This is a genomic window from Caldicellulosiruptor changbaiensis (genome assembly GCF_003999255.1).
In the GTDB taxonomy this organism is placed as follows: domain Bacteria; phylum Bacillota; class Thermoanaerobacteria; order Caldicellulosiruptorales; family Caldicellulosiruptoraceae; genus Caldicellulosiruptor; species Caldicellulosiruptor changbaiensis.
Genome location: NZ_CP034791.1, coordinates 145,451 through 162,852, shown reverse-complemented (window position 1 = coordinate 162,852; position 17,402 = coordinate 145,451). Strand labels below are relative to the sequence as shown.

The following is a 17,402-nucleotide window of genomic DNA, read 5'->3' as shown; positions in this document are numbered from 1 at the left end:
TGATAAAAAAAATAGAAAAGGCAAACTAACAAGTCCCCCTTTCTTATTCATTTTAAATATTTTCATACATGAATTTCCTCTAATTTTTTCACTTTATCTATCAAATCTTTTACCTCAGCAAGTTTTTCCAATATGAGCATTACTGATGACACTGCGTCATAGTAGAAAAAGTAGTCAATACCTTCTTCTAAAACCACCTTCATATAATCTCTAATCTCATTTCCAGTATATCTTACAGGGACATCCAAAAGCCTGTCCACATCGCTTATAAACGCCTTGAAGAACTCTGGCAAAATCATATGGTCATTTTTGAACTTTTTCATCTCAAGCCATGCAAGGAGCATTTTGAGCTTTTCCCCGTATACTGTGCAGTCTCCTACCATCATGATAAAATGTTCTCCTTGCCTGTCAACCAAGAACCCTACATCATACTCATTTTGTACACACAAATTTTTAAGGTTTTCTATGCACTGTTTTGAACCACCGCTAATTAAGGTGATCTTTAAGCTATATCGCTCAGAAATCTTATCAAAAAGTGAAATTATAGATTTGTCTTCTGAGACTATACAAACTTTCAAACCTTTGAACGCAGAAGTTTCGAACGTCTCTTCAAGCCTTGAAAAGTACATCTCAAGCGGTGATGAGACAAGTTCATTTACAAAATTGATGTTTGAAGAGGTCCTAAAATCGCACGTAACAAACAAGTTTTCAATTTTTCTCTCAAGCGACTTGTCAATGTTCATACCGTTTTGGTCAAATATCTCAATCCTTATGCTATTCCCTCTTGAGCGCACATATATGCCAGCGTCGTAATAGTCCTTGACAATGTATCTGAAAATTGGAAGTATTACTCCTCTTGTCCTGTAAAGTCTTGCACCAGTTATCTGGCATCCTGTCTCAATTGCTTTTCTAATGACACTGCTCTTTTCTGTATAATCATCGCCAATTAAAATCCTTGCGTTTTTGTCAAAGACAGAACCGATAGAATTTCCAAGTTTTATAGCAAACTGGGGTGTTATCTCCTGATTAAAATCACCTGTAATTCCACGAACCCAAAATACGCTCTTTATAACCTCTGTTCCCCAGTAGATGTTTTCATCTATCACTGTGCCAGATTCAATTGTTTTTTCAGGCCAGATTTTGGCTTCTGACTTGACCTCGACAAAATCTTTCAAAAGGTTGTTTTCACCCACAACTGCCTTTTCAGACACTCTTACATAGTCTTTCAAAATGGATTTGCTGCAGATGATACAGCTTTTTAGCTCACAGTTTTTGCCTATGAAACTGCCGCTCCAAAGTATAGCCCTTTCCAGCTTAGTTCCTTTTGCAATCTTTACACCATCACCAATTACACAAAACTCGCCTATTTCAACATCGTCTTCTATCTCACACTCACTTCCAATAAACACACTTTGGCTTATCTTTGCGTTTGGTGAAATGTTGGAGTCCTTAGAAATTTTGGGACTTTTCAGATCAAGGTCAAGTATTCCACCCAGCCTGAACACATCCCTGTGAGCTTTGATGTAGCTTCCCACATCACCAATGTCACACCAGTACCCGTCCATCTTAAACCCAAACATGGGTACTTTTTCTTTCAAAAGTTTTGGGAACAAATCCTTGCTAAAATCAAATGGTTTGCCATCTTCTATAAAGTCGAGTATCTCTGGTTCAATTATATATATCCCTGTGTTTGCAAGGTTTGAAAAGACCTCACTCCAGGAAGGCTTCTCAAAAAACCTTTGAATCCTTCCTTCCTCGTCTGTAAGAACAATACCATACTCTATTGGTATTTCAACCTCTTTTAATACAATTGTGACCTTGCTGCCCTTCTGCTTATGAAACTTTATAGCGCTTGTGAGGTCTGCATTTGTAATTCCATCCCCGCTCAAGACAACAAAAGTCTCATCTAAAAACCCTTTTGCATTCTTGACAGAACCTGCTGTGCCAAGAGGTCTGTCTTCAACAAAGTGTTTGATATGAACCCCCCACTTTTGCCCATCCTCAAAATAGTTGATTATCTTGTCAGGATGATACTGAAGGGTGGTTGCAATATCAAAAATTCCATGGGCTTTAAGAAGCTTTACCGCATACTCCATAACTGGTCTGCCGAAAAAAGGTATCATCGGTTTTGGAAGCGACACCGTCAAAGGTCTGAGCCTTGTCCCAGACCCACCTGCCATTATAATGCCTTTCATACTTTTTTAGACCTCCTCCTTTTGATTTAAAATTTTCCTCTAACGTACTGAAAACCACTCCATCCTCTTTGCTTCTGTGACAATCATTTCGTATACATTCTTTAGTCTTTTTACAATTTTGTCCCATGAATAAATCTCTTTTGCATCACTTTGTGCCTGTCTTGAAAGTTTTTGACGAAGAAGGTCATCTTTTAAGAGAAGTAAAATCATGTCGGCAAGTGAGTTTGGATTTGCGCAGTAAAAAGTAAGTCCATTGTGAAGATGCTTTACAATCTCAGAAAACCCACCAATGTCAGACACAACCGGTACACAGCCTGATGCCGTTGCCTCCAAAGCAACTATCCCAAAAGGCTCGTAAAGGCTTGGAAAAACAGCAATGTCAGCAACTTTGAAAAGTTTTTTTCTTTCTTCATCTGTGATAAATCCTGTGAACAGTACTTTATGTGAAAGTCCTAAGAAGTGGGCTTTAGTGTAAAGCTCACCTGTCATTGGACCACTGCCAGCAATTATGAGCTTTGCATCAAAAAAATTGTCAAGTACTTTTTTGAAGGCTTCTATCAAGATGTGAATCCCCTTTTCGTAGACATGTCTTCCAATGAAAAAGATTATCTTTTCACTGTCAAGTGCATATTTTCTTCTAAAATCCCAATCAAATGGCGCTTCTGCAAACTCTTCAAAATCTATTCCATTGGGAATGACAATACACTTGTCAGGAGTCAAGGCAAATATCCTTTCACACTCATTCTTCATAAACTCAGAGTTGACAATTACCTTCCACGCCTCAAATGTGAGCCACCATTCAACATTGTTAATAAACCTCTGCGTATCTGTGTATATCCCGCCGTTGCGACCATGTTCTGTTGCGTGAATTGTTGCAACCAATGGAATTCAAAGAGCATGTTTTACCATCCGCGCAGCGAATGCTACAAGCCAGTCATGCGCATGGATTATATCAAATCTGCCTTCCCTTTGTGCAATATATATAGCCTTTTCAGCAAGTGCCATGTTCATTATCATAACCCAGTCAACAAAGTTTAAAGAGTTCAAAGGATAGACTGGACATCTTAAAATTTTGAGATTTCCATAGTCTTCTGTTCTTTCATAGTCTTCTGAGAGGGTAATAACGTACACATTATCGTCCTTGGAGAGCTTTTGTGAGATGCTTCTTACTACCCTTGAGATGCCACCAACAATCCTTGGCGGGTATTCCCATGTAAGCTGCAGTATCCGCAACCATTCATCTCCTTTCTGACAGTTTTACTTTTTGGGTTTATATAATTTATACCACTTTGTGCAAAGTTATAACAAAAATGTTTCTATAATTTTAATTCCTTTGTCTAATATTATTTTCTCCAAATTCTAATACTTTAAGTTCATAAATTTTTTACTTGGGACTAGTCTTCAAAAAATTATGCAATTTACACAAACATTTTATTTAAACTTTGTCATTATTGATGTTGTTTTTTTTTTTTTTTTGCTATATTGAAAATATCGGTTTAATCTCTAAAATACCACATTAGAGGAGGGGTTATGTAGAATGCAGGTATATGCTACGAGAACAAATCCAATACAGGAATTAAAAGAGTTTGGCGGAAGAGTTTTAAATGGTGTGAAAGAAGGCGTCAAAGAAATCATAAATGATATAGAAAGAACAGCAATAGCTTCAGGTTTGGAAAATGGCATTAAAGGCGGTATTAGTGGCTACAAACAAATCAGAGAATTTAATGCTGTAATGAAAAATGGATATACATTAAGAGGAATAGGACAAGCTGGCATGTCTGGAGCTGTAAGTGGTTTTGCAAAAGGAGTAATTAAATCACCTGGAATTGTCGGATGGATATCAATAGGTTGGTCATTTGGAGAAGGTTTCGTTAGAGGTTGGAGAGAGTATGGAAAATAAAAAAAGTTATTTTAGTTGGATCGTAGCTGGATGCATTACTTCTACACTGCTCGTTTATGCTGTTTACTACTTAAAAGACTCTTCTTACTTTAAAGAAAATCCTTTAAACAGAATTATTCAATTGTTGATTGTAGTTGGAATAGTAGTCGGTGCAATAATTGATGCTAAATGTATTGAAAATTCTAACAAAGTACATCTTAGAATTTTATTAAATAACTTTCTGTTATTTTTAGTTTTCTTTTTTCTACCCCTAAACATTGGTCTTTTAGTTTTAAAAATAATACCAAGCATAAAAGACTTGGGAGCTTTTATCTTGCTCGAAATTTTTTTCACATATTCTGTTCTGCGTTCTAATTACTTATATATTCTTAAATTTAAGAATTACAAAAATTATACAAAAATTATTATATTATCTGCTCTCTTGTTAGGAATTTTCTTGGGAATAATATTCCCTGAAATAGAAGGTATGTATAGATATTTATTAATTTTTGTTTTTGTTACAATACTTTTTGAGGTATTAAATTTTACATTAAGATAAATCTTTTTTGATTTAATATAATGAAAAATGGATATATGTTTAAGAGGAGTAGAACAAGATAGTTTGTCCAGTGCTGCAAGTGCTTTTGCAAAAGAGATAATTAAAATATTTGAATATGGAGAATATTTTACAACTGGTATATCTTTTGTAAAAGGATTTGTCCGAGGTTGGAATGAATATGGCAAATAAAACCAAACATCATTTTTTGAATTGGGCACTCAGTGGAATTATTTTATCACTCTTAGCATTGATTTTTTTTACCTCAATAGAAACTCACCAATCTTAAAAGGAAATGTAGCAAATAGAATTGCACAACTTTTTATAGTAGTTGGAGTAGTAGTTGATAGCATATTAGATTTGTCAATAGAACAAAATCTAAATGGTTACTCAAAGAAAATTTTAATAAAACCTGCGGTATTTTTTATCACTTTTTCTTGTGTGTTTAATATTGGTATACTTCTGCTTAGGATAATATCTTCACTAAAACTTCTTGTAATGTTAATAATATTTGAATTTTTGTTTTCACTTTTTACTATTCGCTTTTTTCATTTAGAAAAAGTTAAATTTTATAAATATAAGAATTTTAGTAAAATAGTGGTCTTCTTTATACTTGCGGCAATAATACTCTTGGTAATATTTGCTCCATCTTTAGAAGGTATTGGTTTGTATATTGCAGTATGTATTCTAGGTATTGTTTTCTTTGAAATACTAAACTTGTTTAGGTTGTTGAATAAAAAATATTACCAACAATACATAAAATAAACAAAAGTTATTGATTCCATTCATAAGCGAAAGAAAACTTCTTACCTTCTAACTTTCTAAGAAGTTGCTCAAATAGAAAAGTAATTAGTATCCAATCAATATACCTTTTATAATTTCTAAATCCCTTGAGCCTCACATTCTCAAGATTATATTCACCTTTTAATTTGCTAAATAGTCTTTCAATCTTTGTTCTCTGCTTGTATAGCTTTTTACCCTCTTCAGTTTCTAAAAATCTTATGTTCTTGCTTCTAAAACTATTGCTAACATTGTTTTTATTTTTCATGTTTCTTTTGTTTATCCCAGCAACAAATTTAACTTTAAGCTCATTTGCTATATTAAACCATCTGCTACAATCGTATCCCGCATCTGCTAATACAATCTCACAGCCAAAGCCCCATGCCCTATACAAAAGCTCTTCTTGTCTTGAGTCATGTTCATTTGCCCCTGTTAAAATCCAGAAAAGTGGTATTACTTCTTCTTTACCTGTACACAAAAGATGTAATTTGTATCCCCTGAAAAATCCTATTGTAATATGTATACCTATTTTTGCTTCTGAATCATTTTTGGCACTTCTCAGCGGCGTAGAGTCTACTATCGCTATACTCATATCAGGTTCTATCTTAGCTATTAATATGTCTTTTATATCTTGCATGTATTCTTTTTCTATTTTTCTTGACAACTTTGCAAAATATGAATAGTCCGGACTTTCTTCTATACCTACTACTTGCTTAAACTCTGTGTCTTGATTTATTCGATATTCTAATTCTCTGAAACTCTTTATCCCCTTTTTAACTTTATAAACCAAACAAGCTATTATCTGAAACAGATTAAATTTCCTCGGTCGTCCCCTTCTATTTTGCTTTATCTTCCTCGATAAAACTTCAGTAACCTTTTTTATTACAAAAAGCAGCTTTAAAAATTTCTTATTTTGTGCTTTAATATTCTTAGTCATCTTTTTCCCCCTTGTGTTTTGTTGTGGTTTTCTCTTAAATTAAAATTATAACACAAGGGGGCTTTTTTCTTTTGTTACTATGTTTACTCTATATGGTTATTTCTTTTATTCAACAACCTCTGAAATACTAAACTTGTTATTAAAATAAAAGAAATTATAGAATAGATTCCAGAATAGTAACTATTTAGTATAAAGACTATTTTGAAATAATTATAAAGTGCGAGGTAAACGTTAATGAATCTTTACCTTCCTTTAGATACATTTCAAGAAATAAAAATCATAACAGAAAACAATGTCATTGAATGTAAGAGAAACAGTGATTTCATCAATATTTCAACTTTCTTAAAAGAAAATGAACCTTTTATTATTGTGTGTAATGAACAATTAATATTTTCTACAACCACTAAAAAACTAAAAAGATTAAAAGAAGAGTTGAAAATAGAAAAAGTAAAAATTGGTTTGGAAACGTTCAAAACTGAAGATGGGTTTTTAAAATTATTGCATGAAACCTATGTTCTTTTTGGCAATGATAAAAAGTTTGTAATATATATTGAACTAATTAACCCCATCGATACATGTCCAATTATTATTGAGATAAAAAAGAATTCTGAAAAATGTTATTTTTCCTTAGCTAATATTCCACCAGGAGAAAAAACTAATAATTACTTTATAAAATATGCAGAACATATCATTCTTGACTTTTCTCAACTAGAAGAAGCAATATACGATGTGGAAATAAAATTTATTGATGGCGAAATAATTGGAAAAACAACCTTTAAATATCAACCTTTAAAAAAGAGATTGGAGAAATATTTACCTTATAATCCTGTGTAATAATAAAACTAAAAGACCAGCTGTGTTTAAGAACAAACAAGCTGGTCTTTATTTTTATCATTAATTTATTCATAAAGATACAGCACATACATTGCATGAGACCATGCTAAAGGTACAACCCAGGCAGGCTTTCCTGTTATTCTGTCAACCTGCTCTGGAAAAAGTCCGTTTGGCAAACTGTGCGCTTTTGCCCACTCAAAAAGTTTTTCTGCCCTGTCAATCTGCCCTGTTTTTTTGTAGTAAATTGCAAGCCAGAGTGTTGTCAGTATCCATGGATTTCCACCAATGTATCTGTCATCAGAGTATCTCTTGTAGCCCCCGACAATTGAATTTTGACACTCCCTTTCAATAGCCAAAATGGTTGCTTTGAAAGCCTTATCGCTGCTATCTACCATTTCAAAAGGATAATAAATGCCAAGCATTGAAATGTCAACAACTTCATCTTGCTTTTTGAAATAATAGGTTATCTCATATCTCTCATCTTTTTGCATGTACCTGTTCTCTTCTGGAAGTTTTAAAAATTCCTCTCTTGAAATTCTAACATCTGTTGACCTTACATACCGGGAAAGTTTGGGACTGTAAAATCTTGTTGCCATCTGATTTTTTATTGCTTTTAATTTCTTTTCAATTTCACTTTCAAACTCAGGAAAATATTTTTTGGCTTTCTTTAGCGCTGCATATATGCTTGCATTTGAGTAAAGATGAATACCTTCTCTTTCTTCCCACAGGTCAAAGCTTCTGCACACAACTCCTTTTGTACTGTCTACCAGAGCTATCAAAAACAGCAGTGCTTTTTTGAGCTTATCTTTATACAAATCAATCAAATGAAGAGAATTTTTCTTCTCGCAATGTTCTAAAAAGCCCCATACAACAGAAGCTGTCTCATCAATCTGAACTCCCCAGCTTGGTGCCAAAGTACCGTCTGTATAGTATCTCTGATCCCAAAAACCTTCTTTTTCCTGACAAGAAAATTTAAATTCAAAAAACTTTTCAACCTCCTTTGAGAGTCCAAGCGCATCCATTGCAGATACTATAAACGCAGCGTCTCTTCCCCACACAAAACCATACCCGCCACAATGGTAAAACTTCTCGTCAACCTCAGATGCAGCTAAAATTCCACCTGTTTTGGAATTTTGCAGAGTATAAAATACATAGGCACTTCTTTTCTGAAGTTCTATGTCTTTGGTGTCTTCTGTGCAAACAAGCTTTACTTTTGAAAATTTCTTTTCCCAAAAGGCTTTGGTTTGACTGTAAATATCGTCATATCCCTTTTGCTTTAAATAAGAGAGCTTATGATAGACCTCATCTTTCGAGTTCCCAAAAGCAAGAAAACATACAACCCTCCCTGTATTTTTGAGTTTTACAGCAATTTGAGGGTTTGTTGCCTCACTCCAACCTTCCAATTGATTATCGTTTGCATCACTAATTCCGTTTTTTACTGTAAAGCTTTCTATTTTGTTTTCAAAAGCAAGACCAATATAAGTTCCTTTAAAATATGCATAGATTATTTCATTTTTCTTATCAACCTTTGCAGCATTAAAAAGGCTTGAAGAATTTATCATAGGTTCTAAAAAGACATAGAAGTCTTCGAAGCCAGTTTCCCATAAACGAACCAAGCTATCTGTTTCAAAGTCAACAAAGTCAAGCTGAAAAATTGTTTTGTCTGCAATTTTATATTCAAAAAAGTACGCAAAGTCATCCACAAATCCACTTTTTATCTTGAAATTTTCATCTTCGAAAAATACAAGCCCATCCAAAAAAACCGCTGCCAAAAAGAGTTTCACCTGCTGATAATAATCTACTGCAGGCCAATAAAACCTTTGCAATATGCCATTTGAATCAAGCTGCCCTAAAACCTTTGTATTCCCAATTATAGCTTCTATCACGTGCGGCTTTCTCAATATGATCCCTCTTTCTTATATTTAAATTTTTGCGCAAACATTTGCAGTAATCATATTATATCAAATATCTGATTTGTTGTGCATTCAGCAATTTTACTAATTTTAATTTTCCTCTTCTGTACCAAAAATAAAAAATCCCCTCCGGCAAAGTTTATATTGTAGCACCAGAGAGGATTCTTCCTGTTACATCTTTTATTCCTTATTTTGAAACGCTTTAATACTTTTAAGGCACAGAAAAATACTAAAAGTTATTGAAACACCAATTGATATTAAACCTATTTGGGTTTCTGTAAACATTTGTTGCATATATTGATGTGTATACTTATAAATGTATAAACTTGAAAAATACAAAATAATTATTATATATATTGTTTTTTGTGCTTGACTGTAATTATACTTAAAATTTAAAAATAGATAAAATGAGTTATAAATTATTATTGCACTCAATATTATCAAAGAAATATTAGATAATAAAGGATACTGAGGTTTTTTGAAGTATGCTGCAATAATATTAAAAATTTCTAATATAACACAACCCAAGATAATGGTTAGATAACTCTCTATATATTTACTGATCACAATATATTTTTTAGAAATGGGTAATGATTTAAGCAGATTATATACGCTTCTTCTATCTTCCATATAACACATTTTCCCTACTAAAAATGAAAAAAGTAACGAAGGCACCATTAATATTGCCATAATACTAAACCTTTCACTATCAAATATTATTGAAGCAAAGAAAATTGAAGCTAATAATCCAAATATAACTTGTCTGATATTGAAACATATATCTTTTTTTATCAGTTGTATCATATGATTCACCTCAACCTATAATTTCACTATAAAATTTAATAATTCATCCAAACTTATCTTTGTAAAACTTTCTTTCTCAGGTAGTAAATCAAGCTGTTTTAATGTGTAACTATCTACATATATAATAGCTTCATTTTCATTCTTAAATATTACTTTGCAGTTTTTCAATCTATTTATTGCTGATATATTTACTTTAAAATAATAATTAAGAATAACTTTTTTATTTTCGATAAGTTTAATTTCTCCGTTGTTTATATAGGTTACTTCATCAGCAATTTTAATAATATCCTCCGTTATATGTGAAGAAAATAATATTGAACAATTGTTTTTGGCATATTCCTTTAAAATATCAAGTATATCATTTCTGACAATTGGATCTAAACCAGATGTAGGTTCATCTAAAATAAGTAGTTTTGGAAAATGTGCTAGTGCTAATGCTAAAGAAAATTTTACAACCATTCCTTTTGATAATTCTTTCATTTTTTTTTCTAAATCTAAGCCAAATCGATTAATTAAATTTCTAAACAAATCTTCGTTCCAATCCTTATAAAAAGCACGAATAAATCTATATATTTTTTTTAATTTTACGTGTTCATAAAAATCTAAATGCTCACCGACATAACCTATAACCTTTTTTATTTCTATTTCATTTTTTTGAAAATCTTTACCGTCTATTAATATATTCCCACTATCAAATGGAATAATACCCATTATTGATTTAATAGTTGTACTCTTCCCTGCTCCATTTGGGCCAATAAAACCCATTATTTGACCTCTTTTCAATTTAAAACTAACATTTTTTAATTGAAATTTGTCATAAATCTTGGTTAAATTTTCTACTATAAGTATATATTCATTCATTTCTTTTCGCCCCTTGAGATTTTTTTATTTTTCACACACAAACTTTTTATAGCTACCATACAGCCAATAATAAAAAATATAACAGTTTGCAATAAAATAAGTTTAAAATTATGCAAATAGTAATCATATGTCTTTTTTAATTTTAAAATTAGTAAGTTCTTGATAAGAATTGTGCAATTAACATATATCACAAATAGTAATGAGAATTTTAAAATATATTTAATTTTTCTATTTTCCATAATCTTTCATGCTCCTTTTCTTACACTTGTTATGTTGATTTACATATTTGTAACGCAGCTTCTAACTGCTTGTCCTTTCCTTCAGTTATATATTTGACATCATTAACAACTATTATATCAGGTTTTATTCCTTTTTCTGCCATTGTATTACCGTTAATATCCATATATTCTTTTGTAGTAATCTGTAATTTATGGGTCGTATCTAACGTAAAAATATTCGCGCTGTGCGGCATACCTGCAGTTTCTGTTCCAATAATGGTAATTTTCTCACAGGTTTCTTTTACAGCATTTAAAAGTATATATTCTGCTGAACTTCCTGTAAAGTTATTACATAAAAATATAATATTCTTGAATTTATTTACAATATTGTATTTAGATGGATTAATAATAATTGGAGTTACCTTTTTCTCTTTACCCTCTCTTTCATACCCAATAATTTTAGAATTCTCTAAAAATAGTGCAGCAAAGTTCTTAGCCTCTTCAACTATACCACCAATATTATCTCGAACATCAACAATTAAATTCTGACAATTAGTTATACCAAATATAGTCTCTAAAAATATTTTAGTAATGTTTTTGCTCATGAAACTAAATACTTTATAATATAAAGTGTTATCTATCTTCTTGCTTACTTTCGAAGTTAAAAGAAATTCATTAGTTTTAAAATCATAAAATTTTCTCATTTCACTCATTTCTATAAAATCTACAATCTCTGTTATTTCTTTACCGTCATCTATACATGTAATCTTAAAACATTTCTTTTTATTGCTAAATGATAAATTTTCCAATATTTCTATAATTACGGCACTTATTGATTTATACCGTAACCTTTTTTGCTCTTTTTCGACATATTGTTCTATAGGAATTTCATTAATTCTTACTAACTTCATCCCCTTTTTGATTTTAGAGTCCTTCATTAAATTGTCAACTATATAAAATGAGTTATCAAGATAATATATTCTCAGAGGTGAAAAAAAATAATTCTGAAAAGTCTTTTTTAATTTTGTATGAGGGTCACCCAATTCCAACAACATTTCATTAATTAAATTAGGTTGTTGAATAAAAATTATTACCAATAATACATAAAATGAGCAAAAGTTATTGATTCCATTCATATGCGAAAGAAAACTTCTTACCTTCTACTTTTCTGAGAAGTTGCTCAAACAAAAAAGTAATTAGTATCCAATCAATATACCTTTTATAATTCTTAAACCTCCTGAGCCTTACATTCTCAAGATTATATTCACCTTTTAATTTACTAAATAGTCTTTCAATCTTTGTTCTATGCTTGTATAGCTTTTTGCCCTCTTCAGTTTCTAAAAATCTTATGTTATTTCTTCTAAAAACATTCTTAACATTGTTTTTATCTTTCATGTTTCTTTTGTTTATCCCAGCAACAAATTTAACCTTAAGCTCATTTGCTATATTAAACCATCTGCTACAATCGTATCCCGCATCTGCTAATACAATCTCACAGCCAAAGCCCCATGCCCTATATAAAAGCTCTTCTTGTCTTGAGTCATGTTCATTTGCCCCTGTTAAAATCCAGAAAAGTGGTATTACTTCTTCTTTACCTGTACACAAAAGATGTAATTTGTATCCCCTGTAAAATCCTATTGTAATATGTATACCTATTTTTGCTTCTGAATCATTTTTGGCACTTCTCAAAGGTGTAGAATCTACTATCGCTATACTCATATCAGGTTCTATCTTAGCTATTAATATGTCTTTTATATCTTGCATGTATTCTTTTTCTATTTTTCTTGACAACTTCGCAAAATATGAATAGTCCGGACTTTCTTCTATACCTACTACTTGCTTAAACTCTGTGTCTTGATTTATTCGATATTCTAATTCTCTGAAACTCTTTATCCCCTTCTTAACTTTGTAAACCAGACAAGCTATTATTTGAAACAAATTAAATTTCCTTGGGCGTCCTCTTCTATTGTGCTTTATTCTCCTTGTCAGAGCTTCAGTAACCTTTTTCACTACAAAAAGTAGCTTTAAAAATTTCTTATTTTGTGCTTTAATATTCATGAGTATATCTTTTCCCCCTTGTGTTTTGTTGTGGTTTTCTCTTAAATTAAATTATAACACAAGGGGTTTTTTTCATTTGTTACTATGTTTACTTTATATGGTTATTTCTTTTATTCAACAACCTCTAATTAAATCATAAATATCCGAACTAGGGTTTTCAAAAAGTCTTTTCTCATATATAAATCTTATTTCGTCCCAGCAAACATCTCTAATATGAAACAAAGCATACTTGTTTTTAACTAAATTCCAAACATCCAACAAAAGTTTTCGATTATCCAATTTACATAAATTATAGCTATTCATTAAACCTCCCCCATTAATTGTTTTGCAAACTCACAATATTCCATACCTGTAAGCTTATTAGTAGCAGCCATTTCCAATGCCCTACAATCGATACAGCCATATCTATAAGCACATTCTTTACATCCTTCAATTTTATCTTTATTCAATTTCTTCAAAAAGTAATAAAAATCAGTATTAAATATTTTATAAAGCTTTGAAATCTCCCTGATATTGCCTAATTTTAATTGTCTAGACATTATACATGGAAAGACATCTCCATTTTCTGAAATTGCTATTTTTTCTCCATAACAACAATTATAATTTTTTAAAAACATAAATGTATGTAAATTAGGCTTTATTAATCTTCTTTCTTTAGCATATATATAGTTGATATATTTAGTAGAATAAAAATTATTTTCTGGTTTTGGATGAATAAAGTCAACAACAACTTCTCTTTTTATTTTAGTTTTAAAAGATTTTATATATTCTAACTCTGTCTCATTAAACTTATTTACCAAAAATAAAATATTAAACTGAATACCTAACTCCAACATTTTGTCTAAATTTCTGAAAACTTTTTTGAATGCACCATTAACTCCACTAATTTTATCAAAACAATTCTCGTCAAAAGATAAAATTTGAATTGTTAATTCTATATTTTCCTTTTTAATAAAACTTAGCATTTCATCTGTTAATAAAGCTCCATTTGTAAAAACTTTAATGTTAGCAATGCTAAAATTCTTTGCATATTTAACTAAATCATATAACACACTATATTTTATGAATGGTTCTCCACCAAAAAAAGTTAACGTTCGACATCCCATTTGTGAAGCTTGTTCAATAATATTTTTCCACTCGTCTAATTTTAATGCCTTTCCTTCGTTTTTCCATCTTTTACAACCTGTTTTTCTAAACAAAATATTATCTTCCTTTATGCAAAACTTACAATCAAAATTACATTCTTTAGTTATTTCGATTTGAAGTTCTTTAATTAAATGAGTTTCTGGCACTACTTTTCTTAAAGGTTCACCCAATCCGAGCATTGCTTTTTCAACATAAACAGGTTGTCTGTAAAAAGCACCTAAATTTAACTTATATAGTTGATTATAAAAATCCATATTATTATTAATATTTTGTAAATCTGTGTTAGTTTCAGAAAGTTCCAACAAAGAAATATAGGGTTCCTTTAAAGAAATCATATCACCATTTAACGTATTATACAAACATGCAGAATTTTTATTCCTAATAAAATAAACATGTGGATAAAGTTTAAAATAAATACCCATTTTATTCTCTCCTTAAAAAAGCATTTTCTTTAATATTCAAAAGCATAAGGATTATTTTCTAATACGCTGTATAATATTGATAAAGCTTTATTTATTCTCCTCTTCTTATCATTGCAAAAACCACTATTAAATCTAAAATTATCGCTTGACATAAAATGAACATAACATACTTCGCATAATCTACTTATATTGCAATCTGCACAATTTTCGTATCTTATTTCCAAAAATTTATTTACAATATTTTGAACTTTATCCCATTTAATACCTTCCATTACATTTCCAATATCGAATTTCTGAACAGCCTTTTCACAGATAAATATGTTTCCCTCCGGATCAACTGCTATCTTATCACCAGGAGCACAAGCATTACCTAATATTCCCATAAAACCCTGATATCTAAACTTCAACAATGAAAATATTTGAAAAAGAAACTTTAATGTCAATGAAACTTCTTTATTCTCTTCTTGCGCTTTTATATACACATCTTGTAACTCTTGCAATGTTTTTATAGCATTGTTGCTGAGACTATAAAACTTATAATCATTTTTTATTGAATATTTGCAATAATCATAGTATGTAGTATCATATCTGTAAACTTCATTAAATACTATATTAAAATCTCCTATACTTTTCCTTAAAGTTTCAAAAAATTCAATAACATTTTTCATATCCGTAAAATCATCATAACAACAAATAAAAGTTAATGGCTGTCTCAATCCTCTTTCTTTTCTAATTTTATCTAAGAGATATATATTTTCAACAATCGTATCAAATGTCCCTTTACCATCTATATAAACACGATTTCTATTATGATTAGCTTTATTTCCGTCTAAACTTATAGCTATATTAAAACTATTATCAACAAGAAATTCGATAATATCATTATTTAGTAATGTCCCATTTGTAGTTATATAAAACTGAACATCGTAGTCAAACTTTTTGCAATAATTAACAATTTCTTTTATTAACTTGTATCCAATTAGAGGTTCTCCTCCATAAAAACTTATCATTGGAGGTCTTTTTAAACCATTTTCTTTTTTTTTCTGATATAACTCAAAATATAAGTCAATTGCTCTTTTAGCAACTTCAAAATTCATATTTTTATTAGAGTATGTCCTATAATATGGATAATGTTCATTATATATACAATATTTACATCTCAAATTGCATGATTCTGTTATAATTAATATTAACTGAAATACACCAGATTTTAAAGTCATTTCTCTACATTCTTCTACACTTAAATATTTTTCTTCCTTAGACATGTAAAAATATCCATTATCTACTAATGTCTTTATGTAATTATATTTGTTCTTTGCTATTGTTTCATCTAAAAAAAATCTAGTAACTAAGTTATTTAAAATATATTGTTCCCCCATAGTGATATTTTCTATAATAAATTTATCTTCATTAGATGAAGGTATAATAAGACCTGTAACGTTATCAAAAATATATCTATTTTTATTTTTTGTTTCAAATTCAAATATACTTAACTTCCTTTTTGACATCATAACCACCTTAATATAAATTTTGTTATTTATGGCATTGTGCAAAGCGGGGGCTGTCTACATAAATAACTTGATAGCTTATCTTTGTAATGCACATTTTTAGTTGCTTAATCTTCGCTTGCGATGTAAAATTTTTTGTTGATTTTCATAAGACAGCCCCCGAGCTTTTTATAGAGCAGATGAAACTGACCCTAAAAATGCTCCTATCGCATCAAATAATAAACAAAATGAACCACATCCTAGCCAGCAAGCCCAATTTCCACCTATTTCTAATTGATTGTCGTTGTAGTTTAAAATTTCCATTCTTGGTACCTCCTTCTTCTCTTAAAGTTAAGATAGATGCATTGTAGCAATTGCCAGCGCTGATAAAACTTCAAATTGCAACAGGCATCCACCTACGCATGCAATCAAACAACCTAACTCTCCACCAACCTCTACAGTATCTAATTTGCTGTTGATTATTTCCATTTCGCTCACCTCCTTCGTGTTGTATTTTTTTAAACTTTTTGCACAAACGCTCAATATGAGCGTTATTAACTTTTATAAGTTCGCAAAGTTCCTATTCTAATTCTAACTGTAAGCATAATAATAAAAACTGATTCAAATAAATACAAATTTCCTACAATACATTATACTAATTTACACAATAGTATTTTATTTTTATTTCTTTATATTGCTTGTTTTCTAGTGAGATTACTTCTTTGCTTTTATGTTTATGGAATCTTATATTTAAACACTTTTTATGTTAAAATTTGTTTGGAATTTCTATACAGATTTTATCTTATATCTTTTCATCCTGTCAAACTCGTTTTTTTTTTTTTTTTTTTAGCTGATTTTCAGCCAAATCTAATGCTTAATGCATATTTTTCTTTTAATAACTTAAAATTTCTCAAAATTACTTATACTTTAAAAATAAAAATATAATAAAAATGTATCACAATTTAAAATATAACTTGTTGAATAAACAATTCTGACATTAATGTAATTATCTAAAGTTAAAAATTATTCCATGAGTACCTATAAAGAAAATTTTTGGTTCTCAATTTTTGAACATAGATATCTGTTTAAATTATTTTGCCAATTTAGAAAAATATAAGTGTTCAAGACTCTTTCCCATCTTTATCACCTGCTTAAACTTTTCATCTTCATTTATCTTGTATTCTAATTCTTTGAGGCTTTTCATCTTATTTTTTACTTTATAAACAAAACATGCTATTATGTGACCCAAGTTAAATTTCTTTGACATTCTATTTTGCTATTTTCTAACATTATTCCTTGATATTAGATACTC

General features: G+C 30.2%; 15 protein-coding genes and 2 pseudogenes. 4 read left to right on the top strand and 13 right to left on the bottom strand.

Translation table 11 applies throughout. The features are described from left to right. Positions 1 to 62: 62 nt before the first annotated feature. Together ELD05_RS00715 and ELD05_RS14835 are read right to left on the bottom strand one after the other, a co-directional pair. Entirely contained in the window at positions 63 to 2,195 is a 2,133-nt protein-coding gene (locus tag ELD05_RS00715) for a sugar phosphate nucleotidyltransferase (protein ID WP_127350945.1), read from the bottom strand. 39 nt (positions 2,196 to 2,234) lie between these two features. Then, positions 2,235 to 3,428, bottom strand: a pseudogene (locus ELD05_RS14835) (glycosyltransferase family 4 protein). 304 nt (positions 3,429 to 3,732) lie between these two features. Here ELD05_RS14835 and ELD05_RS00705 point away from each other — a divergent pair. The 3 genes from ELD05_RS00705 to ELD05_RS13930 are packed head-to-tail and all read left to right on the top strand — an operon-like array spanning position 3,733 to position 4,822. Beyond that, the gene (locus ELD05_RS00705) at positions 3,733 to 4,095 is read left to right on the top strand and encodes a hypothetical protein (protein ID WP_013431240.1); all 363 of its coding nucleotides are present in this window, start codon (positions 3,733 to 3,735) and stop codon (positions 4,093 to 4,095) included. Continuing rightward, positions 4,085 to 4,633 carry a hypothetical protein gene (locus ELD05_RS00700; RefSeq protein ID WP_127350944.1) on the top strand — a complete coding sequence of 183 codons (549 nt, stop codon included), beginning with the start codon at positions 4,085 to 4,087 and terminating at the stop codon, positions 4,631 to 4,633. The genes ELD05_RS00705 and ELD05_RS00700 overlap by 11 nt, the downstream gene beginning before the upstream one ends. Positions 4,634 to 4,660: 27 nt before the next feature. Further along, positions 4,661 to 4,822, top strand: a complete 162-nt coding sequence (locus tag ELD05_RS13930) for a hypothetical protein (protein ID WP_164742555.1) — start codon at positions 4,661 to 4,663, stop codon at positions 4,820 to 4,822. Positions 4,823 to 5,402: 580 nt separating this feature from the next. Here the strand turns inward: ELD05_RS13930 and ELD05_RS00690 are convergent. Next, the gene (locus ELD05_RS00690) at positions 5,403 to 6,347 is read right to left on the bottom strand and encodes a transposase (RefSeq protein WP_127350942.1); all 945 of its coding nucleotides are present in this window, start codon (positions 6,345 to 6,347) and stop codon (positions 5,403 to 5,405) included. A gap of 234 nt (positions 6,348 to 6,581) precedes the next feature. Between ELD05_RS00690 and ELD05_RS00685 the strand changes: the two genes are divergently transcribed. Then, the gene (locus ELD05_RS00685) at positions 6,582 to 7,181 is read left to right on the top strand and encodes a hypothetical protein (RefSeq protein WP_127350941.1); all 600 of its coding nucleotides are present in this window, start codon (positions 6,582 to 6,584) and stop codon (positions 7,179 to 7,181) included. A gap of 65 nt (positions 7,182 to 7,246) precedes the next feature. On the opposite strand, the gene ELD05_RS00680 is transcribed toward ELD05_RS00685, so the two are convergent. From ELD05_RS00680 to ELD05_RS13920, 10 genes and pseudogenes are all read right to left on the bottom strand, one after another. Then, on the bottom strand, positions 7,247 to 9,082 hold the full coding sequence (locus ELD05_RS00680; RefSeq protein WP_127350940.1) for a glycoside hydrolase family 15 protein: 1,836 nt from the start codon (positions 9,080 to 9,082) through the stop codon (positions 7,247 to 7,249). A gap of 192 nt (positions 9,083 to 9,274) precedes the next feature. Next, a complete protein-coding gene (locus ELD05_RS00675; protein ID WP_013431641.1) occupies positions 9,275 to 9,898 on the bottom strand; it encodes an ABC-2 transporter permease in 624 nt (207 codons plus the stop codon). A 15-nt stretch (positions 9,899 to 9,913) separates the two neighbouring features. Next, positions 9,914 to 10,759 (bottom strand): ABC transporter ATP-binding protein, encoded by an 846-nt coding sequence (locus ELD05_RS00670; protein ID WP_013431640.1) that lies wholly within the window; start codon positions 10,757 to 10,759, stop codon positions 9,914 to 9,916. 268 nt (positions 10,760 to 11,027) lie between these two features. Beyond that, positions 11,028 to 12,113, bottom strand: a complete 1,086-nt coding sequence (locus ELD05_RS00665; protein ID WP_127350938.1) for a S41 family peptidase — start codon at positions 12,111 to 12,113, stop codon at positions 11,028 to 11,030. Beyond that, on the bottom strand, positions 12,097 to 13,035 hold the full coding sequence (locus ELD05_RS00660; RefSeq protein ID WP_127350937.1) for a transposase: 939 nt from the start codon (positions 13,033 to 13,035) through the stop codon (positions 12,097 to 12,099). Before ELD05_RS00660 ends, ELD05_RS00665 begins: the two co-directional genes overlap by 17 nt. A 302-nt stretch (positions 13,036 to 13,337) precedes the next feature. Beyond that, on the bottom strand, positions 13,338 to 14,603 hold the full coding sequence (locus ELD05_RS00655; protein WP_127350936.1) for a radical SAM/SPASM domain-containing protein: 1,266 nt from the start codon (positions 14,601 to 14,603) through the stop codon (positions 13,338 to 13,340). 29 nt (positions 14,604 to 14,632) lie between these two features. Beyond that, positions 14,633 to 16,111, bottom strand: coding sequence for a radical SAM/SPASM domain-containing protein (locus ELD05_RS00650; protein WP_164742554.1), 1,479 nt, complete (start codon positions 16,109 to 16,111; stop codon positions 14,633 to 14,635). A gap of 168 nt (positions 16,112 to 16,279) precedes the next feature. Then, positions 16,280 to 16,414, bottom strand: a complete 135-nt coding sequence (locus ELD05_RS14700; protein WP_013431635.1) for a hypothetical protein — start codon at positions 16,412 to 16,414, stop codon at positions 16,280 to 16,282. Positions 16,415 to 16,441: 27 nt separating this feature from the next. Next, complete coding sequence (locus tag ELD05_RS13925) at positions 16,442 to 16,588, bottom strand: hypothetical protein (protein ID WP_158304303.1); 147 nt, start codon at positions 16,586 to 16,588, stop codon at positions 16,442 to 16,444. 595 nt (positions 16,589 to 17,183) lie between these two features. Beyond that, a pseudogene (locus ELD05_RS13920) lies at positions 17,184 to 17,351 on the bottom strand (ISNCY family transposase); the annotation flags it as partial. Positions 17,352 to 17,402: the final 51 nt, after the last annotated feature.